24 protein-coding genes are annotated in these 25556 nt (G+C 71.6%); 17 read left to right on the forward strand and 7 right to left on the reverse strand.

Annotation, left to right across the window (positions count from 1 at the left end; all coding sequences use genetic code 11):
- Positions 1–66: 66 nt before the first annotated feature.
- Together ACIPSE_RS41690 and ACIPSE_RS41695 are read right to left on the reverse strand one after the other, a co-directional pair.
- Positions 67–1449: an FAD-binding oxidoreductase gene (locus tag ACIPSE_RS41690; RefSeq protein ID WP_401673974.1), complete on the reverse strand. Its 1383-nt coding sequence runs from the start codon at positions 1447–1449 to the stop codon at positions 67–69.
- A 76-nt stretch (positions 1450–1525) separates the two neighbouring features.
- Complete coding sequence (locus tag ACIPSE_RS41695; RefSeq protein WP_401674267.1) at positions 1526–3328, reverse strand: glycoside hydrolase family 15 protein; 1803 nt, start codon at positions 3326–3328, stop codon at positions 1526–1528.
- Positions 3329–3839: 511 nt separating this feature from the next.
- On the opposite strand from ACIPSE_RS41695, the gene ACIPSE_RS41700 reads away from it, so the two are divergent.
- The 11 genes from ACIPSE_RS41700 (at position 3840) to ACIPSE_RS41750 (ending at position 16875) form a co-directional block, all read left to right on the forward strand.
- Complete coding sequence (locus ACIPSE_RS41700) at positions 3840–5489, forward strand: CTP synthase (protein WP_401673976.1); 1650 nt, start codon at positions 3840–3842, stop codon at positions 5487–5489.
- A gap of 87 nt (positions 5490–5576) precedes the next feature.
- Entirely contained in the window at positions 5577–6203 is a 627-nt protein-coding gene (locus tag ACIPSE_RS41705) for an NUDIX domain-containing protein (RefSeq protein ID WP_401673979.1), read from the forward strand.
- A gap of 156 nt (positions 6204–6359) precedes the next feature.
- Positions 6360–8432, forward strand: a complete 2073-nt coding sequence (locus ACIPSE_RS41710; RefSeq protein WP_401673982.1) for a tetratricopeptide repeat protein — start codon at positions 6360–6362, stop codon at positions 8430–8432.
- A 156-nt stretch (positions 8433–8588) separates the two neighbouring features.
- Positions 8589–9704 (forward strand): alanine dehydrogenase, encoded by a 1116-nt coding sequence (gene ald / locus ACIPSE_RS41715; protein WP_401674269.1) that lies wholly within the window; start codon positions 8589–8591, stop codon positions 9702–9704.
- 412 nt (positions 9705–10116) lie between these two features.
- On the forward strand, positions 10117–11244 hold the full coding sequence (locus ACIPSE_RS41720; RefSeq protein WP_401673984.1) for a ParA family protein: 1128 nt from the start codon (positions 10117–10119) through the stop codon (positions 11242–11244).
- On the forward strand, positions 11229–11801 hold the full coding sequence (locus tag ACIPSE_RS41725; RefSeq protein WP_401673986.1) for a hypothetical protein: 573 nt from the start codon (positions 11229–11231) through the stop codon (positions 11799–11801). The genes ACIPSE_RS41720 and ACIPSE_RS41725 overlap by 16 nt, the downstream gene beginning before the upstream one ends.
- Before the next feature lie 18 nt (positions 11802–11819).
- Positions 11820–12869, forward strand: coding sequence for a segregation and condensation protein A (locus tag ACIPSE_RS41730; RefSeq protein ID WP_401673989.1), 1050 nt, complete (start codon positions 11820–11822; stop codon positions 12867–12869).
- Complete coding sequence (scpB, locus tag ACIPSE_RS41735; protein WP_401673991.1) at positions 12866–13519, forward strand: SMC-Scp complex subunit ScpB; 654 nt, start codon at positions 12866–12868, stop codon at positions 13517–13519. The genes ACIPSE_RS41730 and scpB overlap by 4 nt, the downstream gene beginning before the upstream one ends.
- Positions 13519–14643 carry a pseudouridine synthase gene (locus ACIPSE_RS41740; protein ID WP_401673993.1) on the forward strand — a complete coding sequence of 375 codons (1125 nt, stop codon included), beginning with the start codon at positions 13519–13521 and terminating at the stop codon, positions 14641–14643. The genes scpB and ACIPSE_RS41740 overlap by 1 nt, the downstream gene beginning before the upstream one ends.
- A gap of 490 nt (positions 14644–15133) precedes the next feature.
- Positions 15134–15859, forward strand: coding sequence for an NUDIX hydrolase (locus ACIPSE_RS41745; RefSeq protein WP_401673996.1), 726 nt, complete (start codon positions 15134–15136; stop codon positions 15857–15859).
- A complete protein-coding gene (locus ACIPSE_RS41750) occupies positions 15856–16875 on the forward strand; it encodes an ADP-ribosylglycohydrolase family protein (RefSeq protein ID WP_401673998.1) in 1020 nt (339 codons plus the stop codon). The genes ACIPSE_RS41745 and ACIPSE_RS41750 overlap by 4 nt, the downstream gene beginning before the upstream one ends.
- A gap of 10 nt (positions 16876–16885) precedes the next feature.
- On the opposite strand, the gene ACIPSE_RS41755 is transcribed toward ACIPSE_RS41750, so the two are convergent.
- The 3 genes from ACIPSE_RS41755 to ACIPSE_RS41765 are packed head-to-tail and all read right to left on the reverse strand — an operon-like array spanning position 16886 to position 18584.
- The gene (locus ACIPSE_RS41755; protein ID WP_401674001.1) at positions 16886–17299 is read right to left on the reverse strand and encodes a Rieske (2Fe-2S) protein; all 414 of its coding nucleotides are present in this window, start codon (positions 17297–17299) and stop codon (positions 16886–16888) included.
- The gene (locus tag ACIPSE_RS41760; protein WP_401674004.1) at positions 17296–17880 is read right to left on the reverse strand and encodes a DUF6529 family protein; all 585 of its coding nucleotides are present in this window, start codon (positions 17878–17880) and stop codon (positions 17296–17298) included. Before ACIPSE_RS41760 ends, ACIPSE_RS41755 begins: the two co-directional genes overlap by 4 nt.
- Before the next feature lie 41 nt (positions 17881–17921).
- On the reverse strand, positions 17922–18584 hold the full coding sequence (locus tag ACIPSE_RS41765; RefSeq protein ID WP_401674006.1) for a hypothetical protein: 663 nt from the start codon (positions 18582–18584) through the stop codon (positions 17922–17924).
- A 178-nt stretch (positions 18585–18762) separates the two neighbouring features.
- On the opposite strand from ACIPSE_RS41765, the gene ACIPSE_RS41770 reads away from it, so the two are divergent.
- The 6 genes from ACIPSE_RS41770 to der all read left to right on the forward strand — a co-directional run bounded on the left by ACIPSE_RS41770 (position 18763) and on the right by der (position 23823).
- Positions 18763–19170 (forward strand): YidB family protein, encoded by a 408-nt coding sequence (locus ACIPSE_RS41770; protein ID WP_401674009.1) that lies wholly within the window; start codon positions 18763–18765, stop codon positions 19168–19170.
- A gap of 114 nt (positions 19171–19284) precedes the next feature.
- Entirely contained in the window at positions 19285–19647 is a 363-nt protein-coding gene (gene aroH / locus ACIPSE_RS41775) for a chorismate mutase (RefSeq protein ID WP_401674012.1), read from the forward strand.
- Complete coding sequence (locus ACIPSE_RS41780; protein ID WP_401674014.1) at positions 19644–20729, forward strand: prephenate dehydrogenase; 1086 nt, start codon at positions 19644–19646, stop codon at positions 20727–20729. The genes aroH and ACIPSE_RS41780 overlap by 4 nt, the downstream gene beginning before the upstream one ends.
- Before the next feature lie 181 nt (positions 20730–20910).
- Positions 20911–21597, forward strand: a complete 687-nt coding sequence (gene cmk / locus ACIPSE_RS41785; RefSeq protein WP_401674016.1) for a (d)CMP kinase — start codon at positions 20911–20913, stop codon at positions 21595–21597.
- A gap of 65 nt (positions 21598–21662) precedes the next feature.
- Entirely contained in the window at positions 21663–22250 is a 588-nt protein-coding gene (locus ACIPSE_RS41790; RefSeq protein ID WP_401674271.1) for a lysophospholipid acyltransferase family protein, read from the forward strand.
- Positions 22251–22335: 85 nt separating this feature from the next.
- The gene (gene der, locus ACIPSE_RS41795; RefSeq protein ID WP_401674019.1) at positions 22336–23823 is read left to right on the forward strand and encodes a ribosome biogenesis GTPase Der; all 1488 of its coding nucleotides are present in this window, start codon (positions 22336–22338) and stop codon (positions 23821–23823) included.
- Between the two features lie 66 nt (positions 23824–23889).
- On the opposite strand, the gene ACIPSE_RS41800 is transcribed toward der, so the two are convergent.
- Both ACIPSE_RS41800 and ACIPSE_RS41805 read right to left on the reverse strand, forming a co-directional pair.
- Positions 23890–24285 carry a hypothetical protein gene (locus tag ACIPSE_RS41800; protein WP_401674021.1) on the reverse strand — a complete coding sequence of 132 codons (396 nt, stop codon included), beginning with the start codon at positions 24283–24285 and terminating at the stop codon, positions 23890–23892.
- An 83-nt stretch (positions 24286–24368) separates the two neighbouring features.
- Positions 24369–25151 (reverse strand): hypothetical protein, encoded by a 783-nt coding sequence (locus ACIPSE_RS41805; protein WP_401674024.1) that lies wholly within the window; start codon positions 25149–25151, stop codon positions 24369–24371.
- Between the last annotated feature and the right edge of the window lie 405 nt (positions 25152–25556).

Consider the following 25556-nt stretch of genomic DNA (forward strand, 5'->3'; position numbering starts at 1 on the left):
GCTACCTCCGGGGGCGCCGCGGGCACATCTCAGGGTTCCCCACGCCCCGCCAGGCCGCCTGCCCGCTCACTCGGGGGCGATGTTGTGGTTGAAGCGGAACACGTTGTCCGGGTCGTACTCCCGTTTGAGAGCGGCCAGCCGGTGCGTGTTCTCGGCGCCTAGGCCGGCCACGACGCGGTCCGCGCCCTCGTCGCCGATGAAGTTGAGGTAGACGTCGCCGGTGGCCCAGGGTCTGGCCTCGGCGCGGACGTCTCGGACCCACTGCACGCAGCGCTCGTCGTCGGCCGGGTCCTCCCAGGCGGCGAAGGGGTGCATGCCCCAGGGCGCGCCGCGGTACGGCACCGGGAACCCGGCAGGCCCGTCGGCGACCGCGCCGCCCTCGGGGAACAGGACGTGCAGGGTCCCGCTCGGGACGGGCATGCGGGAGGCGCCGGCGCAGAACACGTTCACGTAGTCGTCGGTGAGCGCCGTCAGGTACTCCGCCGACCAGTAGTTCCTGAGGCCGGGAGGATCGTCGAGCATGCACTGCACGTCGGCGTAGGGCATCTGGCCGACGATCTCCACCTCGTGCGGCAGCGCCAGTAGCGGTTCGGCGAGCTTGCGCAGGTCCGCCTCGGTCCCGGCGTAGGTGAGCAGGGCGCCGCACAGCAGCTTGCCGACCAGATGGCGGGGCATGAACTCCTCGTCCTGGCCGGTGAGGTAGATGACCCCGCCGCCCGCCTCCACCGGGCCCGCGTCGATGACGTCGCGGTACGTGCGGACCACGTCGTCGCCGAACTCCGGGAGGAAGAAGAGCATCGCGATGGAGAACGCGGGCAGTTCGTGCAGCCGCAGGGTCAGCGAGGTCGCGACGCCGAAGTTGCCGCCGCCGCCGTGCAGCCCCCAGAACAGCTCGGGGTTCTCCTCGGCGCTCGCCGTCACGGTCGAGCCGTCGGCGGTGACGAGGTCGGCGCCGAGCAGATTGTCCACGGCCAGCCCCCAGCAGCGCTCCAGCCAGCCGCTGCCGCCGCCGAGCACGAACCCGCCGACACCGGTGGTCGACACGCGCCCGCCGGTCGTGGCGAGCCCGTGGGGCTGGCAGGCGCGGTCCAGGTCGCTCATCGTGGCGCCGCCCGCGACCGTCACCGTCATCGCCGCCGGGTCGACGGTCACGGCCCGCATATGGCGCAGGTCGACGACGAGCCCGCCGTCGTTCAGGGACATGCCGGCCACGCTGTGCCCGCCCCCGCGCACCGCGATCGGCAGGTCCAGGTCACGGCCGAACCGTACGGCGCGGACGACGTCGTTCGCGTCCACGCACTGGGCGATCACCGCCGGACGCCGGTCGATCATCGAGTTGTAGAGCGTGCGGGCCTCGTCGTAGCCCGTGTCCCCCGGGGCGAGCACGTCGCCGACCAGATCCTCGCGGAGCGCGGCAAGCGCCGCGCCCGCCTTCGTTGGGGAGGCCATGGGGCGCCCCCTTCCGTGCAGGGGCAGATGGTTCCAGCGTAGGCGGGCGCGGGGCCGCGGTCCTGTTGGCGCCGGGTCAGCCGCCGTAGGCGCCGGACGCGGTCAGCCTCAGGGCCGTGTCGATGAGGGGCACATGGCTGAAGGCCTGCGGGAAGTTGCCGACCTGGCGCTGGAGACGGGGGTCCCACTCCTCGGCCAGCAGACCGAGGTCGTTGCGCAGGGCGAGGAGCTTCTCGAACAGTTTGCGGGCCTCGTCCACGCGGCCGATCATCGCGAGGTCGTCGGCCATCCAGAACGAGCAGGCGAGGAACGCGCCCTCGTCGCCGGGCAGCCCGTCCACGTTCTCGTCGCCGCTGTGGGTCGGGTAGCGCAGGATGAACCCGTCCGGGGTGGACAGCTCGCGCTGGATCGCCTCGATGGTGCCGATGACGCGCTTGTCGTCCGGCGGCAGGAAGCCCATCTGCGGGATCAGCAGCAGCGACGCGTCCAGCTCCTGGGAGCCGTAGGACTGCGTGAAGGTGTTGCGTTCCTTGTCGTAGCCCTTCTCGCAGACGTCCCGGTGGATGTCGTCGCGCAGCTCCCGCCAGCGCTCCAGCGGGCCGTCCGCGTCGCCGGACTCGATCAGCTTGATCGTCCGGTCGACGGCGACCCAGGCCATCACCTTGGAGTGCACGAAGTGCCGGCGCGGGCCGCGGACCTCCCAGATGCCCTCGTCGGGCTCGTCCCAGTGGTCCTCCAGGTAGCGGATCAGCTTCAGCTGGAGCAGGGAGGCGTAGTCGTTGCGGGCGAGCCCGGTCATGTGGGCGAGGTGGAGCGCCTCGGTGACCTCGCCGTACACGTCCAGCTGGAGCTGGTGCGCAGCCCCGTTGCCGACCCGGACCGGGGCGGAGCCCTCGTAGCCGGGCAGCCAGTCCAGCTCGGCCTCGCCCAGCTCGCGCTCGCCCGCGATGCCGTACATGATCTGGAGGTTCTCCGGGTCACCGGCGACCGCGCGCAGCAGCCACTCGCGCCAGGCGCGGGCCTCCTCGCGGTAGCCGGTGCGCAGCAGCGAGGAGAGCGTGATGGCCGCGTCGCGCAGCCAGGTGTAGCGGTAGTCCCAGTTGCGGACGCCGCCGATGTCCTCCGGCAGGGAGGTGGTCGGCGCGGCCACGATGCCGCCGGTCGGGGCGTACGTCAGGGCCTTCAGGGTGATCAGCGAGCGGACCACCGCCTCGCGGTACGGGCCGTGGTACGTACAGTGCTCGACCCACTCGCGCCAGAACTCCTCGGTCGCCTCCAGCGACTGCTCCGGCTCCGGCAGCGGGGGCGCGTCCTTGTGCGAGGGCTGCCACGAGATGGTGAACGCGATCCGGTCACCGGGGGCGACGGTGAAGTCCGAGTACGTCGTGAGGGACTTCCCGTACGTCTCGCACTCGGTGTCGTACCAGACCGAGTCGGGTCCGGCGACGGCCACCGTGCGGCCCTCGTGCTTGTGCACCCACGGCACGACCCGGCCGTAGGAGAACCGCATCCTGAGGGCCGAGCGCATCGGGACACGGCCCGAGACGCCCTCGACGATCCGGATGAGCTGGGGGGCGCCGTCACGCGGCGGCATGAAATCGGTCACCCGGACCGTGCCGCGCGGGGTGTCCCACTCGGACTCCAGGATCAGCGAGTCGCCGCGATAGGTGCGCCGGGCCGCGCGGGGCGGTGGCGCGTCGGCGGCATGCGCGGGCCCGAGGCGCCAGAAGCCGTGCTCCTCGGTGCCCAGCAGGCCGGCGAAGATGGCATGTGAGTCGAAGCGGGGCAGGCACAGCCAGTCCACTGTGCCGTCCACGCAGACCAAGGCGGCGGTCTGCATGTCTCCGATGAGTGCGTAGTCTTCGATGCGCCCGGCCACGTGCAACTCCAGTCGAACGGCCACGTCACCCCCCGAGGAAAAGGGGGCTGTCGCTAGTGCGGTCAAGGGGTCGGTGTACTGCGTCGTTGAGCGGTGAAGCAAAGCAGTCGCTCTGGCTGGACGCAAAACGACAGGTCAGTGCTCAACGAACTGACGAGCTCTCGTTGTTCCGGTGATGACGGGCGGGGGGTGGTGCCGTGTTTCCGGACGGGCTCGGCAGGCAATGTCCGAGCAGGATACGACGCACGTAGATGATCTGTGTGCCGCTCCGGGCAACGCGGGTGGTCCGATCGGGTGAGCGACGGGTAAGAAACACGTGAGCCCCGTGTGTCCGTGTCGTTGCGTGTGCGGAGAGTGGCCGGAAGCCATCGCGTCGAGGCGCTGATACCCTGGTAGCCCGTGGACCGGTGGGCGAAAAACCCCCGAACCGCAGCGACGGCGCCTCCGGAGATTTCCGGGAGTGAAGCCGCCCAGCACCCCAGACCGCGACCACGGGAGCCCCCCTTTGGCCATGCCGCCCAAATCTGCGACGACCAAGCACATCTTCGTCACCGGGGGTGTCGCCTCCTCTCTCGGCAAGGGGCTGACCGCCTCCAGCCTCGGCATGCTGCTCAAGGCCCGCGGCCTGCGCGTGGTGATGCAGAAGCTCGACCCGTACCTCAACGTCGACCCGGGCACGATGAACCCCTTCCAGCACGGAGAGGTGTTCGTCACCAACGACGGCGCCGAGACCGACCTGGACATCGGACACTACGAGCGCTTCCTCGACCGTGACTTGGACGGCAGCGCCAACGTCACTACAGGCCAGGTCTACAACACCGTCATCGCCAAGGAGCGGCGCGGCGAGTACCTCGGTGACACCGTGCAGGTCATCCCGCACATCACCAATGAGATCAAGCACCGCATCCGCCGTATGGCGACCGACGAGGTCGACGTAGTCATCACGGAGGTCGGCGGCACGGTCGGGGACATCGAGTCCCTGCCGTTCCTGGAGACGGTCCGCCAGGTCCGTCACGAGGTCGGCCGCGACAACGTCTTCGTCGTCCACATTTCCCTCCTGCCGTACATCGGGCCGTCGGGGGAGCTGAAGACGAAGCCGACCCAGCACTCGGTTGCGGCGCTGCGCAACATCGGTATCCAGCCGGACGCGATCGTGCTCCGCTGCGACCGTGAGGTCCCCACCGCGATCAAGCGGAAGATCTCGCTGATGTGCGACGTCGACGAGGCCGCCGTGGTCGCCTGCCCGGACGCCCGTTCGATCTACGACATCCCGAAGACCGTGCACGGCGAGGGCCTGGACGCCTATGTCGTCCGCAAGCTGGACCTGCCGTTCCGCGATGTGGACTGGACGACCTGGGACGACCTGCTCGACCGCGTCCACAACCCCGACCACGAGATCACCCTCGCGCTCGTCGGCAAGTACATCGACCTGCCCGACGCCTACCTCTCGGTCACCGAGGCGCTGCGCGCGGGCGGCTTCGCCAACAAGGCCCGCGTCAAGATCAAGTGGGTCACCTCCGACGACTGCAAGACCCCGGCCGGCGCCGCGGCGCAGCTCGGCGACGTCGACGGCATCTGCATCCCCGGCGGCTTCGGCGACCGCGGTGTGCTCGGCAAGGTCGGCGCCATCCAGTACGCCCGCGAGAACCGGATCCCGCTGCTCGGCCTCTGCCTGGGCCTGCAGTGCATCGTGATCGAGGCCGCGCGCCACCTCGCCGACATCCCGGACGCCAACTCCACCGAGTTCGACTCCGGCACCGCGCACCCGGTCATCTCCACCATGGCCGAGCAGCTCGACATCGTCGCGGGTGAGGGCGACATGGGCGGCACCATGCGGCTCGGCATGTACCCGGCCAAGCTCGCCGAGGGCTCCATCGTCCGTGAGGTCTACGACGACAAGGAGTACGTCGAGGAGCGGCACCGCCACCGCTACGAGGTGAACAACGCCTACCGCGCGGAGCTGGAGAAGAAGGCGGGCATCCAGTTCTCCGGCACCTCCCCGGACGGCAAGCTCGTCGAGTACGTCGAGTACCCGCGCGAGGTCCACCCCTACCTGGTCGCCACTCAGGCGCACCCGGAGCTGCGCTCGCGCCCCACGCGCCCGCACCCGCTCTTCGCGGGGCTGGTGAAGGCGGCCGTCCAGCGGAAGGTCTCGAAGTAACACACCGGTTGTACGGTGGCCGGGGTGCCCGCATTCAACGGCGGGCACCCCGGCTTCACTTTGTGCGCACGTGCGGAAGGACAGGGCATGACGATCAAGGACACCCCCGAGGAGTGGGAGATCCGGTCCACGGAGACCCCCTTCGTGGGCAACAAGACCTCCGTCCGCACGGACGAGGTGGTCATGCCCGACGGATCGGTCGTCCGCCGCGACTACCAGGTCCACCCCGGCTCGGTCGCGGTCCTCGCCCTCGACGACGAGGACCGCGTCCTGCTGATCCGCCAGTACCGCCACCCCGTGCGCCACAAGCTCTGGGAGATCCCGGCCGGCCTGCTCGACGTGCCCGGCGAGAACCCGCTGCACGCCGCCCAGCGCGAGCTGTACGAGGAGGCCCACGTCAAGGCCGAGGACTGGCGGGTGCTGACCGACGTCTACACCACCCCCGGCGGCTGCGACGAGGCCATCCGGATCTTCCTCGCCCGTGACCTGGCCGAGGCCGAGGGCGAGCGCTTCGAGGTGGAGCACGAGGAGATCGACCTGGAGTACGCCCGCGTGCCGGTCGACGAACTCGTGCGCGGCGCCCTCGCGGGCGAGCTGCACAACAACTGCCTGGTCGTGGGCGTCCTCTCCCTGGTCGCCGCGCGCAACGGGGACGGACTGGACGCGCTGCGCCCCGCGGACGCCGCCTGGCCCGCGCGCCCGTTCGAGGCCTGAGCCCGAACCGGCCACGGTGTGACCATCGGCTGATCCGATCGGGGGACGTCACCGCCGTGCTCCTCACGGAACGTTGCAGAGAGTGAACTACGCTCTGTAAGTGCCCGATCCGGATTCCCGGCGGGCTTGCGCGTGCGTGGGACGGGAGTGTGGCCCGTGACGGATCAGGCGGTGGACACGAGCGGGGTGCGGGTGTCGGCCGAGGGCCAGTTCCTGGGCCGGACCAGGGAGTTGAAGGAGCTGCTCGCCGACATCGAGCGAGCGGGTCTCGACACCCTGGCCGGACGGAAGGCGCCCCGCGCGCGCGTGCTGCTCATCGCGGGCCGCCCCGGCTCCGGCCGCTCCGCGCTCGCCGAGGAACTCGTCCGCCAGGTCGCGGACCGTTACGACGGGCTGCTGCGCGTCCGGCTCAGCGAACCCGACGGCACGCCCGTCCCCGTCGAGCGCGCCGCGCGCGAGCTGCTCACCGCCCTGGACCGGCCGACCCCGGCCGGGGCCGACGAGGACGACCTGACCGAGGTCCTGCGCGAGACGCTCGCCGACCGGCGCGCCCTGCTCCTGCTGGACGACGCGGTCACCGCCGAGCAGGTCGACGCGCTCCTGCCGGACAGCCCGGAGTGCCTGGTCGTCGCCGTGTCCGACGGCCCGCTGACCGGGATCTCCGACGTCCGCCCGTGCACGCTCGGCGGGCTCGACACCAAGTCCGCCCTGGAGCTGCTGACCCGGCACACCGGCTCGGTCCGCATCACCGTCGACCCGCGGGCCGCCGAGGGACTCGTCGAGGAGTGCCAGGCCCAGCCCGCCGCGCTGGTGCTCGCCGGCGGCTGGCTCGCCGCCCGCCCCAAGACGGCCGTCGCCGACCTCGCCAAGCAGCTGCGCGCCGAGGGCGACGAGGGCACCCCGCTCACCCGTGCGTTCCGCCTCGCCTACGCCTCCCTGCCGAGCGCCGCCGCCCGGATACTGCGCCTGCTCTCCCTCGCCCCGGCCGGTCTGATCGACCCGCACACCGCCTCCGCGCTCGCCGGCTGCTCGGTGGGCGGCGCCCGCACCACCCTGGACGACTTCGTCGCCCTCGGCCTGCTGCACCCGATCGACTCGCCGCTGCCCCAGTACGAGGTGCCCGGCTGTCTGCACCCCCTGCTCAAGGCGCTCACCGAGACCCAGGACCGCCCCGGAGAGCTCCAGCTGGCCCGCGCGCGCATGCTGGAGCGCACCGTACGGCTGCTCCAGTCCAGCCGGGCCATCACCGAGACCGACAACCCCGAGGCCCGCGAGAAGCTCCAGGGCATGCCCCGCTCCCTGCGCTTCCCGAGCCCGCGCGCCGCCGAGGACTGGCTGCGCATCCGCCGGCCCGCCCTGCTCGCCTCGGCGCGGCTCGCGGTCGCCGACGGGGAGCTGGACACCCTCGCCCGACGGCTGATGTCCCAGCTGGTGCGGGCGATGGTCGCGCACTTCGGCACCCAGGCCGCCGCCCCCGACCTGTACGGCGTCCACACGCTCGTCCTGGACGTCGCCGAGCGCCGGGAGCTGCCCCGTGAGCGGGCCGCCGCGCTGCTGAACCTGGGCGACCTGGACGCGCAGACCGGCCGTACCCACGACGCGCTGGCCCGGTACCGGGCCGCGCTGGACGCCGGACGGGAGGCGAACGACCCGTATGCGACCGGCCGCGCGATGGAATCCGTAGGCGGCGCGCATCTGGAGCTCCAGGACTACGACCGGGCCGCCGACTGGTTCGGCCGGGCGCTCGCCCAGCGCCTGGCCCGCGAGGAGCGCGAGGAGGCCGCGCGGCTGTACGGGCGGATCGCCGAGGCCCACACCTACGCGGGCCGCTACGGCGAGGCGCTCAGGGGCTGGCGGGCCGCGGTCGCCGGATACCGCAAGAACGGCGATGTCGCCGCCCACGCGCGGGCGTTGAGCGAGCTGGCCCGCGTCCAGGAGTACGCCGGGCGCCCCGAGGAATCGCTGCGCACCTGCCAGGAGGCGGTGGAGTGGGCGCGCCGCGCCGAGGACGTACGGCTCCAGGCCGCGCTCCAGCTGCGGCTCGCCGACAACCTGGAACGGCTCGGCGATCCCACGGGTGCTGCGCTGCACCGCGGGGCCGCCGAGCGGCTGCTGGGCGAGGAGCTTTCGGAGGCGGAATCGGAGCCGGAACAGGCCCCCGAACCGGCCGAGCAGCCGAAACACGACCCTGACACCTACGAAATCCGTAGTACATCCGCTGAAGATTGATGCAATGAAAGGCTAGACAGCGGGAACACCTTCATTAGACTGGCTGTGCCGCACCTTCTCCTGCGGTGCATCCTGGTGTGCTCATGCATGACCGGGTATGTGTTGTATCGCCCCATGGGTGACCCCACACCCTCTGAGCCAAGGACCGTGATCCACGTGAAGGTCGGCATCCCCCGCGAGGTCAAGAACAACGAGTTCCGGGTGGCCATCACCCCGGCCGGCGTGCACGAGCTGGTGCGCCACGGCCACCAGGTCGTCGTCGAGCAGGGCGCCGGCACCGGTTCGTCGATCCCGGACGAGGAGTACGTGGCCGCCGGCGCGCAGATCCTCGGCACCGCCGACGAGGTGTGGGCCACCGCAGACCTGCTGCTCAAGGTCAAGGAGCCCATCGCGGAGGAGTACCACCGCCTACGCAAGGACCAGACGCTCTTCACGTACCTGCACCTGGCCGCCTCCAAGGAGTGCACGGACGCGCTCATCGAGTCCGGCACCACGGCCATCGCCTACGAGACCGTCGAGCTGCCGGGCCGCGCCCTTCCGCTGCTCGCCCCGATGTCCGAGGTCGCGGGCCGTCTCGCCCCGCAGGTCGGCGCCTACCACCTGATGCGCTCGGTCGGCGGTCGCGGCGTGCTCCCCGGCGGCGTCCCCGGCACCCAGCCCGCGCGCGCCGTCGTCATCGGCGGCGGCGTCTCCGGCTGGAACGCCACCCAGATCGCCGTCGGCATGGGCTTCCACGTGACCCTGCTCGACCGGGACATCAACAAGCTCCGTGAGGCCGACAAGGTCTTCGGCACCAAGGTCCGGGCGATCATGTCCAACTCCTTCGAGCTGGAGAAGGCCGTCCTCGACGCCGACCTCGTCATCGGCGCGGTCCTCATCCCGGGCGCCAAGGCCCCGAAGCTGGTCACCAACGAGCTCGTCGCCCGGATGAAGCCCGGAAGTGTCCTTGTCGACATCGCGATCGACCAGGGCGGCTGCTTCGAGGACTCCCACGCGACCACGCACGCCGAGCCGACGTTCACCGTCCACGACTCGGTCTTCTACTGCGTCGCCAACATGCCCGGCGCGGTGCCCAACACCTCCACCTACGCGCTCACCAACGCGACGCTGCCCTACATCGTCGAACTCGCCAACCGCGGCTGGGCCGAGGCGCTGCGCCGTGACCCCGCGCTCGCCAAGGGCCTCAACACCCATGACGGCAAGGTCGTTTACCGCGAGGTCGCCGAGGCCCACGGTCTGGAGCACGTCGAGCTGGAGAGCCTGCTCGGCTGATCCACCGGCCGACCCGCCCGGCTAAGTCACCTTTTCGTAAAGGCGATACGTCAACAAGGCGCGTCAACCACACACTCGCGGCCGGACCTTGCCCGACAAGGTCCGGCCGGATGTGTGTATGGTCACTTTGCGACGCTCGGCCAACTCGCCTCGAACGTAACCCTTTGGTCGATTCGTACACCGGTGAAACCTGCTGTGCGACGGCCGTACGCCCTTGACAGAGGGATGTTTCATTGCCGACACATCGGGCCGGGTCCGGCGGATTGTGTTGCTGCGAACCGCCGACACGCCATAGAGTCGCCGACTGTCGGCATGGTGCCACGCTGACCTGTCTAGAAGTTTCCTGGTCACCAAGGAGGTAAGACGACTTGTGAATGAGTCGACATTTACTCCCGGGGGTGGTCAACCAGGAATGCCGGCAAGGGTCCAGAGCCCCGCGGGGTTCGAGGCTGTCGGCTCCGTCGCGGTGCGTACCTTCGCAGCAGCCCAGAGTCCGCTGACCACGCGGACAGCACACCAGAGCATGGATGGCCATCACGTGAACGCCATGGCCGGCGACGGAAGTGGCGCGCCCCACAACCACTTCGCCGACTACGACGAAGTCCCCGAGGGGCACTTCTACGACCCGGACGCCGAGTACGAACCCGACCCGGAGTACGCGGCCACGCTCGCGCCCGACGCTGCCCGCCAGCGCCGGGAGCGCATCGGCCCGACCGGCCGCCCGCTGCCGTACTTCCCGATCCCGGGACCGCTGACCGACCACGGTCCCGCGAAGATCATCGCGATGTGCAACCAGAAGGGCGGCGTGGGCAAGACCACGTCGACCATCAACCTGGGTGCCGCGCTCGCGGAGTACGGACGCCGCGTGCTGCTCGTGGACTTCGACCCGCAGGGCGCGCTGTCGGTGGGCCTGGGCGTCAACCCGATGGAGCTCGACCTCACCGTCTACAACCTGCTCATGGAGCGGGGCATGTCGGCCGACGAGGTCCTCCTGAAGACCGCGGTCCCCAACATGGACCTGCTGCCGAGCAACATCGACCTGTCGGCGGCCGAGGTCCAGCTGGTCTCCGAGGTCGCCCGCGAGTCGACCCTCCAGCGTGCGCTCAAGCCGCTGATGGCCGACTACGACTACATCGTCATCGACTGCCAGCCCTCGCTCGGTCTGCTGACCGTGAACGCGCTGACGGCCGCTCACAAGGTCATCGTCCCGCTGGAGTGCGAGTTCTTCGCGCTGCGCGGCGTGGCCCTGCTGACCGAGACGATCGAGAAGGTCCAGGAGCGACTCAACCCGGACCTGGAGCTCGACGGCATCCTCGCCACCATGTACGACTCGCGCACGGTCCACAGCCGCGAGGTGCTGGCCCGTGTGGTCGAGGCCTTCGACGACCACGTCTACCACACGGTCATCGGACGCACGGTCCGCTTCCCGGAGACCACGGTCGCCGGTGAGCCGATCACCACGTACGCCTCCAACTCCGTCGGCGCCGCCGCCTACCGTCAGCTCGCCAGGGAGGTGCTCGCCCGGTGTCACGCCGAGTGAGTCTGCCGGGGGCCGACGAACTCTTCCGTACGACAGGGGGAATGGCGCTCCAGCCGTCCACTCCGCGACGGGGGGCCAACGGCGACGCCCGTGTGCCCGCGCCCGCCGGGGAGAGCGACGGAGCCGCCGCGGAGGACGCGCCGCAGTCCGTGCCCGCACAGGGCGGGGACGGCGACGGGGCGGAGCACGTGGCCGCCGAGCCGGAGCAGGGCGACGCCGGTGAGTCCCGCAGCCGGGGCGCCGCGGGCGACCGCCCGACGCGCCGCCAGGACGCGCAGGAAGGTTCTGCCGCCGCGGCGCCGCGCAAGCAGCGGGGCGGCGGACGGCAGGCCTCGCGCCGCCCCAGCGGGCGGGAACGGCACGACGAGAAGATCACCGTGTACGTCTCCGCCGAGGAGCTCATGGACCTGGAGCACGCCCGCCTCGTGCTCCGCGGTGAGCACGGGCTGGCCGTCGACCGCGGACGCATCGTCCGCGAGGCCGTCGCCGTGGTCCTCGCCGATCTGGAGTCGCGCGGAGACGCGAGCATTCTCGTCCGCCGACTGCGCGGGCGGTAGCGGTAGCCTGCGGAGGCGATGACCTCCCACGACACTCCCGCCCCCGGCACCCCGGCCGGCCGTCGGCGTGCGCTGGGGAGGGGGCCGGGGACACCGGCCGCCCCGGTGGAGGCCGAGCCCGTCGAGCCCGCTGAGCCTGTCGGGCGGACCGAGGCCGAGCCGGTCGTACCGGAGCCCATCGAGCCGCAGGAACCGCCACCGGACCCGGACCCGGACCCGGAACCTGAGCCTGAACCGGCGGGGTCGCAGGAGTCCGACGACGGTGTCTTCAAGGTCAGGCTCGCCAATTTCGAGGGGCCCTTCGATCTGCTCCTCCAGCTGATCTCCAAGCACAAGCTGGACGTCACCGAGGTCGCGCTGTCGAAGGTGACCGACGAGTTCATGGGGCACATCCGGGCCATGGGGCCGGACTGGGACCTGGACCAGACGACCGAGTTCCTGGTCGTCGCCGCCACCCTGCTCGATCTGAAGGCCGCGCGGCTGCTGCCCGCCGCGGAGGTCGAGGACGAGGCCGATCTGGCCCTCCTGGAGGCACGGGACCTGCTGTTCGCGCGGCTGCTCCAGTACCGGGCGTACAAACAGATCGCCGACATCTTCAACCGGCGGCTGGAGGAGGAGGGGCGGCGCTATCCCCGGACCGTCGGGCTCGAACCTCACCACGCCGAGCTGCTGCCCGAGGTCGTCATCAGCATCGGCGCGGAGGGGTTCGCCCGGCTCGCCGTGAAGGCGATGCAGCCCAAGCCCAAGCCGCAGGTGTACGTCGACCACATCCACGCGCCGCTGGTGAGCGTGCAGGAGCAGGCCGGGATCGTCGTCGCCCGGCTGCGGGACCTCGGCGAGGCCAGCTTCCGGGACCTGGTCGAGGACACCGACGACACCCTGACCGTCGTCGCCCGCTTCCTGGCGCTGCTGGAGCTGTACCGGGAGAAGGCCGTCGCCCTCGACCAGGAGACCGCCCTCGGTGACCTGATCGTGCGCTGGACCGGCGGGGACGGCGGGACGCAGCCGATGGTGACCGACGAGTTCGACCGGCCGCCCGAGCCGCCCAAGGAGGAGAAGAAGGCGTGAGCGAGGACACCAACGACACTCCGGCCGGGCCCGGCGCGGTCGCCGGCCTCGACCTCAAGCCGGCCCTGGAGGCCGTCCTCATGGTCGTGGACGAGCCCGCCACCGAGGAACACCTCGCCAAGATCCTCCAGCGGCCCAGGCGCCAGATCGGCGACGCGCTGCGGGCACTGGCCGACGAGTACACGGTCCAGGGACGCGGCTTCGAGCTGCGGCTCATCGCCGGGGGCTGGCGCTTCTACTCCCGCCCCGCCTACGCGGCGGCCGTCGAGGGCTTCGTCCTGGACGGCCAGCAGGCCCGCCTCACGCAGGCCGCGCTGGAGACGCTCGCGGTCGTCGCGTACCGCCAGCCGGTCAGCCGCAGCAGGGTCTCCGCGGTGCGCGGAGTGAACTGCGACGGTGTGATGCGCACCCTGCTCCAGCGGGGTCTGGTGGCGGAGGCGGGCACGGAACCCGAAACAGGTGCGATCCTGTATGTGACGACGAACTATTTCCTGGAGCGGATGGGCCTGCGCGGCCTGGACGAGCTCCCGGAGCTCGCGCCCTTCCTCCCGGAGGCGGAGGCGATCGAGGCCGAGACCCAGGAAGGCGTGCCGTCGTTCGATCCGGACGCCCCCGACACCGGGGACGCAGACGACAAGACGGAATTTTGATGCGAAGCAGCAGCGGCAGGAACAGCAGCGGAAACAACGGCGGGAGCCGTGGTGGCAACAGCGGCGGCCGCGGCGGGAGCAGCGGGGGTCGCGGCAACTACCGCGGCGCCGGCAACGACCGCGACGACAAGCAGGGCGCCCGGCCGAAGAAGCCGCGCCCCGAGGAGCGCCGGTACGACGTGGGCCCCGGCGCCAGCCCGGACGGCCCGAAGACCGGGCGCGGCTCCGCCGCGCGCGGCGGCGCCAAGGGCGGCCCCAAGCAGGGCCAGGGCAGCACCGGACGCGGTCGCTGGGCCCCGGCGACCTCCCGTGAGTACGACGCCCGCGCCGAGGAGCGCAACCGGGAGCGGTACGCGCACAAGAAGGACGTCAAGCTGCCCAAGACGTTCCCGGGCGCCGAGCAGGAGGGCGAGCGGCTCCAGAAGATCCTCGCGCGCGCGGGCTACGGCTCCCGGCGGGCCTGCGAGGAGCTGATCGAGCAGGCACGGGTCGAGGTCAACGGCGAGATCGTCCTCGAACAGGGCATGCGGGTCGACCCGGAGAAGGACGAGGTCAAGGTCGACGGCCTGACCGTCGCGACGCAGTCGTACCAGTTCTTCTCGCTGAACAAGCCCGCGGGCGTCGTCTCCACGATGGAGGACAACGAGGGCCGGCAGTGCCTCGGCGACTACGTGACGAACCGCGAGACGCGGCTCTTCCACGTCGGGCGGCTCGACACCGAGACCGAGGGCGTCATCCTGCTCACCAACCACGGTGAGCTGGCGCACCGGCTGACGCACCCCAAGTACGGCGTGAAGAAGGTCTACCTCGCGCACATCGTGGGCCCCATCCCGCGCGACCTGGGCAAGAAGCTCAAGGACGGCATCCAGCTGGAGGACGGCTACGCGCGCGCGGACCACTTCCGTGTCGTCGAGCAGACCGGCAAGAACTACCTCGTCGAGGTCACCCTCCACGAGGGCCGCAAGCACATCGTGCGCCGCATGCTCGCCGAGGCCGGCTTCCCGGTCGAGAAGCTCGTGCGCACGTCCTTCGGTCCGATCACCCTGGGCGACCAGAAGTCGGGCTGGCTGCGGCGGCTGTCCAACACCGAGGTCGGCATGCTGATGCAGGAAGTCGACCTGTAGCCCGCACGCCCCCGCACATACGTCGGCCGGTCCCGGAATCGCCCCGGGGCCGGCCGACGCGTTTCGCCGCCCGCGCCGACCGGGACCTGGGGGAGCTGCTCGGCCATCTCGACGACTCCCTGGACGCGCTGCACGAGGGCCTGACCGGCGGCCGGATCGGCCCGCTGCCCCAGGCCGACCGGGTGTGCGGGTTCCGCACGCGCGCGTGCGCGGTGCCCGGGGCCTGGGCGGCCGGACGGCCGCGCCCCGTCACGCCGTCCCCGGCCGCCGAGCCGCTGCCCGTGGCCCGCCGCGTGGTCGCGCGGCGGGACCGGGGCGTGCGCTTCGCCGGCCCGCTGACGGTTCCGCCGGACGCGTCTACCCGGCACCCGTCTGCCGGCGTTCCTGGGATGCGGCGCGTTCCTGGGGCGGGGGCCGCGTGGCCCAGGGCTTGTGCGGGCCGCCTTCCGCTCTTTATAGTCGTACTGACTATTAAAGGGGGTGGGGCCGCATGGGCACGGACGCCTACGACAAGTACGCCCACGAACCCTTCGCCGTCACCGTCGATCTCGCGGTCCTGACCCTGCGCGAGGGCGCTCTGCACGTCCTGCTCGTCGAGCGGGGCCAGGAGCCCTACGAGGGCTCCTGGGCGCTGCCCGGCGGGTTCGTACGGCCCGACGAGTCCGCGGAGACGGCGGCGCGGCGCGAACTCGCCGAGGAGACCGGCCTGTCGGACGTCTCCGGGCTCCACCTGGAGCAGCTGCGCACCTACAGCGAACCCGGCCGCGACCCCCGGATGCGGGTCGTGTCCGTCGCGTTCGCCGCGCTGCTGCCCGACCCGCCCGAGCCGCACGGCGGGAGCGACGCGGCGGACGCGCGCTGGACGCCGTACGAGAAGGCGGGGCCGCTCGCCTTCGACCACGACCGGATCCTGGGCGACGCCCGCGAACGCGTCGGCGCCAAGCTGGAGTACACCTGCCTGGCCACCGCCTTCTGCCCGCCGGAGTTCACCCTCGGCGAGCTCCAGCAGGTCTACGAGACCGTCTGGGACACCCCGGTCGACCGGCCCAACTTCCGCCGCAAGGTGCTCGCCACACCCGGCTTCGTCGAACCCGTGCCCGGCGCCGCGCGGCTGACCGGAGGGCGCGGCAAACCGGCCGCGCTGTACCGCGCGGGCACCGCCACCGCCCTGCACCCGCCCCTGCTCCGACCGTCCCCGGAAGGACGTCCCGCATGACCGCCACCACCGTCAGGAAGCGCGCCGCGACCGGCACGCTCATCGGGCTCGCCCTCGGGGACGCGCTCGGCTTCCCCACCGAGTTCAACGACGTGCCCTCGATCCTCGCCAAGTGCGGGCCGTGGCGGGAGATGGAGCTGCCGCGGCCGGCGATCGTCACCGACGACACCCAGATGACCCTGGCGCTCGGGCGGGGCCTGCGCACGGCCATGGACCGGGGCGTGCTCGCGCCGAAGCGGATGGAACGGCCCGTGCGCGAGGAGTTCGTGGAGTGGTACCGGTCCCCGGAGAACAACCGCGCCCCCGGCCGGACCTGCCTGGTCGCCTGCAACCTGCTCAAGGACGAGAACCGGCTGTGGCAGGACGCCGGCCAGATCCACTCCAAGGGCTGCGGCGCCAACATGCGGGTCGCCCCGATCGGCCTCGTGCCCGGCCTGAGCGACGAACAGCGCGCCGGCGCCGCCCAGTTGCAGTCCGCCCTCACCCACGGCCACCCCACGGCGCTCGCCGCGTCCGACCTCACCGCGCACGCCGTACGGCTGCTCGCGCAGGGGGCCGAGCCGACCGGGCTGATCGGGCTGCTGCGGTCGTACGCCGTGGAGAACCGCACCCGGTACCACGAGCGGTGGCTCGGGGACCTGTGGACGCGGAGCCAGGACCCGTCGGCCGAGCACTTCATCGCGCGCGGCTGGGACGAGTGCCTGGAGATCCTCGGCCGGCTCCAGGAGGCCGTGCGGACCGTCTCGCCCGAGACCGATCCCTGTCTGGCCACCGGTGAGGGCTGGATCGCCGAAGAGGCCCTGGCCACCGGGCTGCTGTGCTTCCTGCTCTTCGTCGACGAACCGGTGACGGCCCTGCGGCGGGCCGCCTGCACCGCTGGTGACTCCGACTCGATCGCCTGCCTCGCGGGCGCGTTCGCCGGGGCGTACCACGGCGCCGACGCGTGGCCCGCCGAGTGGGCGGACCGCATCGAGTACCAGAGCGAGCTGGCGACCCTGGGCGCCCTGTGGGACTAGGGCCTTCGCGTCAGGCCAGCTTGATCGAGCCGCCCTCGACAGTGATCTTCTTCTCGGTGAGCGGCTCGGTCGCCGGAGGGTTCTTGACCGAGCCGTCCTCGATGCTGAACTTGCTGCCGTGGCAGGTGCAGTTGATGGTGCCGCCCGACACGTTCGCCACCGGGCACCCCTGATGGGTGCAGATGTTCGTGAACGCCTTGAACTCGCCGTCCTTGGGCTGGGTGACGACGACGCCCTCGTCCTTGAAGATCGTGCCGCCGCCCACCGGGACGTCGCTCGTCCTCGCGAGTTCCTGGCCGGCGGAGGCCGAGGCGGTGTCGGACCCCGAGTCGTTCTCGTCGCCGTACTTGCCGCACCCGACGGTGAACGCCGTGGCGCTCGTCGCCAGAAGGACCGAGCGCCGCGTCGGGCCGTGCATCGTCATGTCGTCACTCCGAAGGTGCGGAAGAACCAGAGGGCGGAAGTCAGCCAGATGATCGTGAGAGCGGTGAAGACGAGACCGCCGACGATCGGCAGCAGCCAGCCCGGGAGTCGCTCCGCGCGGAGCAGCAGCATCTTGGCACTGAAGGCACCGAAGAAGAAGCAACCCAGGAGAGAGTGCCAGAAAACGCGCGTTTCGTACGTCTGATAGCCCAGCGCGTACAGACAGTGCACCGCGACCGGCACGGCGACCAGGAACGCCGCCCGGCCCGACCAGCGGTGGAGCGTCGACGACCAGCCCGGACCGGGCAGCCTGCCGTACACCATGAGCGCCGAGACGAGCTGGACCAGCGCGAAGAACACCGCGACCGTCGCCAGCCAGGACTTGACCGCGCCCGTGCTGCTGAACCCGGCGAGGTTGAACGCGGTGCCCGCCGGATCATGGACCTTGCCGTACGCGCCGAGAGCGACCGCCACCGCGGCGGCGACCAGCGCGGGGATCAGATAGCGGGCCGGTCCCGGCGCCCGGCCGGCGGGCGGGGACGGCGGGAAGGTCTGGGTGGCGGCGTTCGGATCGACGGGCATGGTCGGCTCCCTGGGGTCGGACCTGGCGGGCGAGCAGGAGGTCAGGGGATGACGGGCTCGGCCGTGAGCTGCCGGCCGTCGACCGTCACCGCGCCGGTCTCCGGGTCGATCTCGGGAGCGGGGGAGGGCTTGCCGTCACGGGTGAGGACACCGACCTGGCTGCCGTCCTTCAGGACGATCCAGCCGCCGTCGATCTTCGCCTCCCGCACGGTGGCCGTCGCCCGGTACAGGCCGGACGGCTTGACCGCCTTGTCGGCGGTGAAGGCGTAGTGCCCGCCGTCGATGTCGACCGTGCCGCGGATCCGCTTGCCCTGTTTGAGGGCGCCGGTCAGCTCGGAGCCGTTCTTGCCGGTGAGCTTCATCGTGCCGTCGTCCTCGACATCGCCCTTGAGCCACGACTCCTTGTCGCGGCCGTCGCAGAAGTAGGCGATCGCCCTGCCGTCGCGCAGGGTCACGGCCACCGCGGCGGAGTCGTCGTCGGTACGGCCCGCGTAGTCCGCGTCCGCGACGGGCGACCTGCTGGGCCCGGGCGACGGTGGCGGGGTCGTCCGGGTGGCGGTGGGGCTCGGTGACGCCTTGGTGGCGGGCGACTCCTCCACCGAGGCGGATGTGGGCTTCTCGCCTGTCGTCGCGTTGAGCGACAGCATGAACAGGGCCACCAACAGACCTGCGAGAAGGGTGAGCAGCGGTCCGGAGCGCTTCATTACGGGCCTCCCCCGAGGCGAGCTTGCTGCCCATGAGAGCGGACCGGGAGGCCGGAGTCCAGGGGCGCATCGGCGTGTTTCCTCCCCAAGTAGCGGAGCTGTGACGTTCGGGTGACATTGGCATGGTCTGAGGCCCGGCGTTCCCCTGCGCCGGGCCGCATCCCCGAAAGGCGTGATCATGGCCGGTAACGACCTCGGCAGCCTGCTGGGCAGCCTCCTCGGCTCGGGCAAGGCGGGCTCCGGCGGCGGCGACGTCCTGGGCGCCCTGCTCTCCGCCCTCGGCGGCAAGGGAGGCGGCGGGGACAACCCGCTGGGCGGGCTCCTCGACACCCTCGCCAGGTCGGGGCTCGCCGAGCAGAAGGACTCCTGGGTCGGCGGCGGCGAGAACCAGTCCGTGACCGGCGCGCAGATCCAGCAGGCGCTGCCCGACGACACCCTCCAGCAGGTCGCCCGGCAGGCCGGCGTCAGCACCGGCGAGGCCGCGGACACGCTCGCCCAGGAACTGCCCCGGGCCGTCGACCGGCTCACCCCCGACGGAGAGGTCCCCGCCTCCCTGGAGGAACTCATCAGGCAGCAGTCCCTGTAGCGGGCTCCGCCGGACGCCGGCGGACGTCTCAGCGGGCGGGCGCCCCGCACCCGCCCGCCCGCGGCTGACTACCCTTGACGGGTCAAGAGCCGTACATCAGCAAGGAGCATCGCCGTGGCGGTACGAGCGGTCCGGGGCGCCGTCCAGCTAGAGCGGGACGAGGCCGGTCACATGGACGAGCAGGTCGGGGCGCTGCTCACCGCCGTCCTGGAGCGGAACGACCTCACCGACGACGACCTGATCAGCATCTGGTTCACGGCCACCCCCGACCTGCACAGCGACTTCCCGGCCGCCGCGGCCCGCAAGCTCGGCATCGTCGACGTGCCGCTGATCTGCGCCCAGGAACTCGACATCCAGGGCGCCATGCCCCGGGTCGTGCGCATCCTCGCGCACATAGAGTCCGACCGCCCCCGCTCCGAGATCAACCACGTCTACCTCGGCACCGCCGCCGCGCTGCGCAAGGACATCGCCCAGTGAGAACCGCCCTCGTCCTCGGCACCGGCCTCATCGGCACCTCCGCCGCGCTGGCGCTGACCCAGCGGGGCGTCACCGTCCACCTCGCCGACCACGACCCCGAGCAGGCCCGCACCGCCGCCGCGCTCGGCGCCGGCACCGACGAGGCGCCCGAGGGGCCCGTCGACCTCGCGATCGTCGCCGCCCCGCCCGCCCATGTCGCCGGGGTCCTCGCCGACGCCATGCGCCGCGGCCTCGCCTACGGCTACCTCGACGTCGCCAGCGTCAAGGGCGGTCCGCGCCGCGAGCTGGAGGCGCTCGGCCTCGACCTCTCGTCCTACCTGGGCACGCACCCCATGTCCGGCCGCGAGAAGTCCGGCCCGCTGGCCGCCACCGGCGACCTCTTCGAGGGCCGCCCCTGGGTGCTCACCCCGACCCGGGACACCGACACCGAGGTCCTGAACCTCGCCCTGGAACTGGTCTCGCACTGCCGCGCGGTCCCCGTCGTCATGGACGCCGACGCCCACGACCGCGCCGTCGCACTCGTCTCCCACATGCCCCACCTGGTCTCCAGCATGGTCGCCGCCCGCCTGGAGCACGCCGAGGAGTCCGCGGTACGGCTGTGCGGGCAGGGCATCCGCGACGTGACCCGGATCGCCGCCTCCGACCCCCGGATGTGGATCGACATCCTCTCCGCCAACCCGGGCCCCGTCGCCGACCTGCTCACCGACGTCGGCGCCGACATCGACGAGACCGTACGGGCCCTGCGCTCCCTCCAGTCCTCCGACGACGCCAAGCGCCGCGAGGGCACCGAGGGCATCCAGGACGTGCTGCGGCGCGGCAACGCCGGCCAGGTCCGGGTGCCCGGCAAGCACGGCTCGGCGCCGCGCGCGTACGAGGTGGTCGTGGTGCTCATCGACGACCAGCCGGGGCAGCTGGCCCGGATCTTCGCCGACGCGGGACGGGCCGGGGTCAACATCGAGGACGTGCGCATCGAGCACGCCACGGGGCAGCAGGCCGGTCTGGTGCAGCTCATGGTGGAGCCGCAGGCGGCGCCGGTGCTCGGCGCGGCCCTGCGCGAGCGGGGCTGGGCCCTCCGGCAGTGAACCCCGACCGGTGCGCCCCGCCGGGTGCGCCGGTGTGCTCCGCCGGGTGCGCCGACCGGCGTGCTGGACCGCCGCGTGCGTCGGCGTGCTGTAAAGAGGCCCCCGGCGGGCCGGTAACCTTGTGCGGGGCGCTCTTGAGCCCCGCCCACCCCGCCCCACCGCACCAGGAAGGTGTCCCCCCGTGGAAAACGGCGCCGCCCAGCCCGTGATTGTCGCCATCGACGGTCCCTCCGGCACGGGCAAGTCGAGCACGTCCAAGGCTGTCGCCGCCCAGCTCGGCCTGAGCTACCTGGACACCGGCGCCCAGTACCGGGCGATCACCTGGTGGATGGTCACCAACGGGATCGACATCGACGACCCGCACGCCATCGCGGCGGCGGCCGGCAAGCCGGAGATCGTCTCCGGTACCGACCCGGCCGACCCGACGATCACCGTCGACGGCACGGACGTCGCCGCCCCGATCCGCACCCAGGAGGTCACCTCCCAGGTCAGCGCGGTCAGCGCGGTCCCCGAGGTGCGGGCGCGGATCACCGAGCTCCAGCGCTCCCTCGCGTCGGGCGCCGCCGAGGGCATCGTCGTCGAGGGCCGGGACATCGGTACGACCGTGCTGCCCGACGCCGACCTCAAGGTCTTCCTCACCGCCTCCCCGGAGGCGCGAGCCGCCCGCCGCAGCGGTGAGCTCAAGGGCGCCGACGTCCAGGCCACCCGCGAGGCACTGGTCAAGCGGGACGCGGCGGACTCCTCCCGCAAGACCTCGCCGCTCGCCAAGGCCGGCGACGCCGTCGAGGTCGACACCACCGAGCTCACCCTCGCGCAGGTCATCGAGTGCGTCGTGACCCTGGTCGAGGAGAAGCGGGCCGGGAAGTGACACGGGAAGCGACGCAGCCCTCGCTGCGCGGCGCCGAGGTCGGGCGGCGCATCGGCGTCGGCCTGATGTACGGGCTGTGGAAGCCGAGGGTGCTGGGCTCCTGGAAGGTGCCCGCGACCGGACCCGTGATCCTCGCGGTCAACCACTCCCACAACATCGACGGCCCCATGGTCATGGGCGTCGCGCCCCGGCCGACCCACTTCCTGATCAAGAAGGAGGCGTTCGTCGGCCCGCTCGACCCGTTCCTCCTCGGCATCGGGCAGGTCAAGGTCGACCGCTCCGGCACCGACCGCACGGCCATCACCCAGGCCCTGGACGTCCTGACGGCCGGGGGAGTGCTCGGCATATTCCCCGAGGGCACCCGCGGCGAGGGCGACTTCGCCGCGCTGCGCGCCGGGCTCGCGTACTTCGCGGTGCGCGGCGGGGCGCCGATCGTCCCGGTCGCCGTGCTGGGAAGCTCCGACCGGCGGGGACGGTTGGTGAAGGGGCTGCCTCCGCTGCGCAGCCGCGTCGACGTCGTCTTCGGCGACCCCTTCGACGCGGGCGACGGCTCGGGGCGGCGCACCCGCAAGGCGCTCGACGAGGCGACCGAGCGCATCCAGAAGCAGCTCACCGCGCACCTGGAAAACGCCAGGCGGCTGACCGGCCGCTAGGCGACACTGAGTAGTGGACCGACCTGGCCGAACGGGGCCGGGCCGGTCCACCGATCACCACGAAGAACTACGAGGTACGGACTTCATGAACGACCACATCGGCTCCGAGGGCTCCTTCGAGGAGCACGACCACGGGGCGCTTGGCGACGCCGAGTACGCGGAGTTCATGGAGCTCGCCGCGGAAGAGGGCTTCGACATCGAGGACGTCGAGGGCGCCATCGAGGCGGCGGGCCACGGTCCGCTGCCCGTGCTCGCCGTCGTCGGCCGCCCCAACGTCGGCAAGTCGACTCTCGTCAACCGCATCATCGGGCGCCGCGAGGCCGTCGTCGAGGACAAGCCCGGCGTCACCCGCGACCGGGTGACCTACGAGGCCGAGTGGGCGGGCCGCCGCTTCAAGGTCGTCGACACCGGCGGCTGGGAGCAGGACGTCCTCGGCATCGACGCCTCCGTCGCCGCCCAGGCCGAGTACGCGATCGAGGCCTCCGACGCCGTCGTGTTCGTCGTCGACGCCAAGGTCGGCGCCACCGACACCGACGAGGCCGTCGTCCGGCTGCTGCGCAAGGCAGGCAAGCCGGTCGTGCTGGCCGCCAACAAGGTCGACGGACAGAGCGGCGAGGCGGACGCCTCCTACCTGTGGGGCCTCGGCCTCGGCGAGCCGCACCCCGTCTCCGCCCTGCACGGACGCGGCACCGGCGACATGCTGGACGCCGTCCTGGAGGTCCTGCCCACCGCGCCCGAGCAGACCTTCGGCACCGGGATCGGCGGCCCCCGCCGCATCGCGCTGATCGGCCGCCCCAACGTCGGCAAGTCCTCGCTGCTGAACAAGGTGGCCAACGAGGAGCGGGTCGTCGTCAACGAGATGGCGGGCACCACCCGTGACCCGGTCGACGAGCTGATCGAACTCGGCGGCGTCACCTGGAAGTTCGTCGACACGGCCGGTATCCGCAAGCGCGTCCACCTCCAGCAGGGCGCCGACTACTACGCCTCGCTGCGCACCGCCGCCGCCGTCGAGAAGGCCGAGGTCGCGGTCATCCTGATCGACGCCTCCGAGTCCATCTCGGTGCAGGACCAGCGGATCGTGACGATGGCCGTCGACGCGGGCCGCGCCCTGGTCATCGCCTACAACAAGTGGGACACCCTCGACGAGGAGCGCCGCTACTACCTGGAGCGGGAGATCGAGACCGAGTTCGGCCAGGTCGCCTGGGCGCCCCGGGTGAACGTCTCGGCGCGCACCGGACGGCACATGGAGAAGCTGGTCCCGGCGATCGAGGCGGCTCTCGCGGGCTGGGAGACCCGGGTTCCGACCGGGCGGCTGAACGCCTTCCTCGGTGAGCTCGTCGCCGCCCATCCGCATCCGGTGCGCGGCGGCAAGCAGCCCCGCATCCTCTTCGGCACCCAGGCCGGCACGAAGCCGCCGCGGTTCGTGCTCTTCGCCTCCGGCTTCATCGAGGCGGGCTACCGCCGCTTCATCGAGCGCCGGCTGCGCGAGGAGTTCGGCTTCGAGGGCACCCCGATCCACATCTCGGTGCGGGTGCGCGAGAAGCGCGGCAACAAGAACGCCAGGAAGAAGTAGACGTCCCGGACGTCCGACATGCGCAAGGGCGCGCCCCCTGGACCAGGGGGCGCGCCCTTGCGCATGTCAGATGCCCCGGCGCGGGCCCGGCGGCAGCGCCGCCGGCACATGCTGCACCATCGTGCCGTTCTGCCCGATCTGGCCGACGCGCTGCCACGGCGACTGCTGCCCGGCGCGGGCGCTGTGCGCGCCCGCGCTGTAGGCGCTGTACGAGCTGCTGAACGACCCCGGACGGTGGCCGCCGTACGAGTCCGACCGCTGCGGGAGGTTCCCGAAGGCCGTGAACTCCAGCTCCTCCTCGCCGCTGCGGTCACCCGGCAGCGAGCGGAACGACCGGACGTACTCGGCGTAGAGCGTGTCGTAGATCGGCGTGGCCGATGGTCCGCCGAGCGGGTCCGGAGCCGTCCTGGAGGAGGGGATCGACTGGAAGGACTGGCGGCGTGGAACGTCGTATGCGTGCACGTATGTCCAAACGACGCCAGTCCTGATGAGATGCGGTTTCCCGGGTGACCGTCAGGGGGTCACCCGGGGCGCGCGGGGCGCTTTCACGTTCCCGCGAGCGGCAGCGCGGCGGCGACCAGCTTGCCGTTCGCGGCGGCCTTGTCGATCGCGTCGCGCAGCAGGTCCTCGCGCGGCTGACGGCCGATGGAGCCGACCGGCGCCGCGAACAGCAGCACCTGCTGGTGCTTGTTGGCGGCGGCCCGCCAGCCCTCGGTGACCTGGAGCGCCTGGTGCGCCTGCCACCAGGCCACCGGCTGACCGCCGTTGCTGTGGGGCTGGAGGATCGCGTGCAGCTGGCCCACGGCCAGCAGCACCGACCAGCCGTGCAGCACGGGCGGCACCTCGGACAGCTCCGTGAGCGGCATGAAGCCCTGCTCGATGAGGAGCGGCAGGAAGTCGTCACCGGCGGTGGTCGAGCCGGGGCGGGCGATCGGGCCGGTCGGCTCGACCACGAGCGCCGGGTGCAACTCCCCGGCGATCAGCACCAGTCCGCTGGTCACCCCGAGCACGGCCTGCTCGGGGACGGCCTTGGCGGGCGCGAGGTCCGCCGACTCGCCGCTGATCGAGCGCACGGCGCCCTGCAGCTGCTCCTCGGTGACCTGGACGACCTGCGAGGGCAGGCAGGTGGCGTGGGCGAAGGCGAGGACGGCCGTCTCGTCGCCGATGAACAGGACGGTGCTGGTGTGTTCCGCCTCGGAGTCGCCCGGGGTGCGGCACGACGTGCAGTCGTAGCTGCCGGGGGCGTTGTCTCCGGCGAGCAGCCGGTCGGCTTCCTCGTCGCCGATCTCGGCGCGTACTTCGTCACTGACGTCGAGCATGCGCGGCACGGGTGGCTCCCTCGGGTATGTGCGTGGCGCGGCCGGGGGCTCCCGGCCCGTGAACCGGGTGGGTCCCGGGCTCATGAAGAAGACAACGGGCGATCTGTGGCGGGGGTCACGCCCCAGGGCGAACGGAATCGAACCGACCGGCGCAGCGGGTCACGGCGGGTGCGGAATCGGACACTCACTGTCAAGTCCTCGGAAATCCAAGGAAGTTGGATGGGTGAACTGAGTCACAGATCGTCGGAGGTGCTGGTCGACAAATCAGGAAATCAGTGAATGAAATGGGTGTCCGAAAAAAGCCGATACCCTGGGTAACGGCTAACTGGCCTGCACGGACAGGGAGTTGGTTGTCCCGGGCTCGTCACCCTCTCTACATTCCTCCGCCGAGTGCAACGAGCACCGCTCGGGTAC

It is taken from the genome of Streptomyces sp. NPDC090106 (assembly GCF_044747265.1).
In the GTDB taxonomy this organism is placed as follows: Bacteria; Actinomycetota; Actinomycetes; order Streptomycetales; family Streptomycetaceae; genus Streptomyces.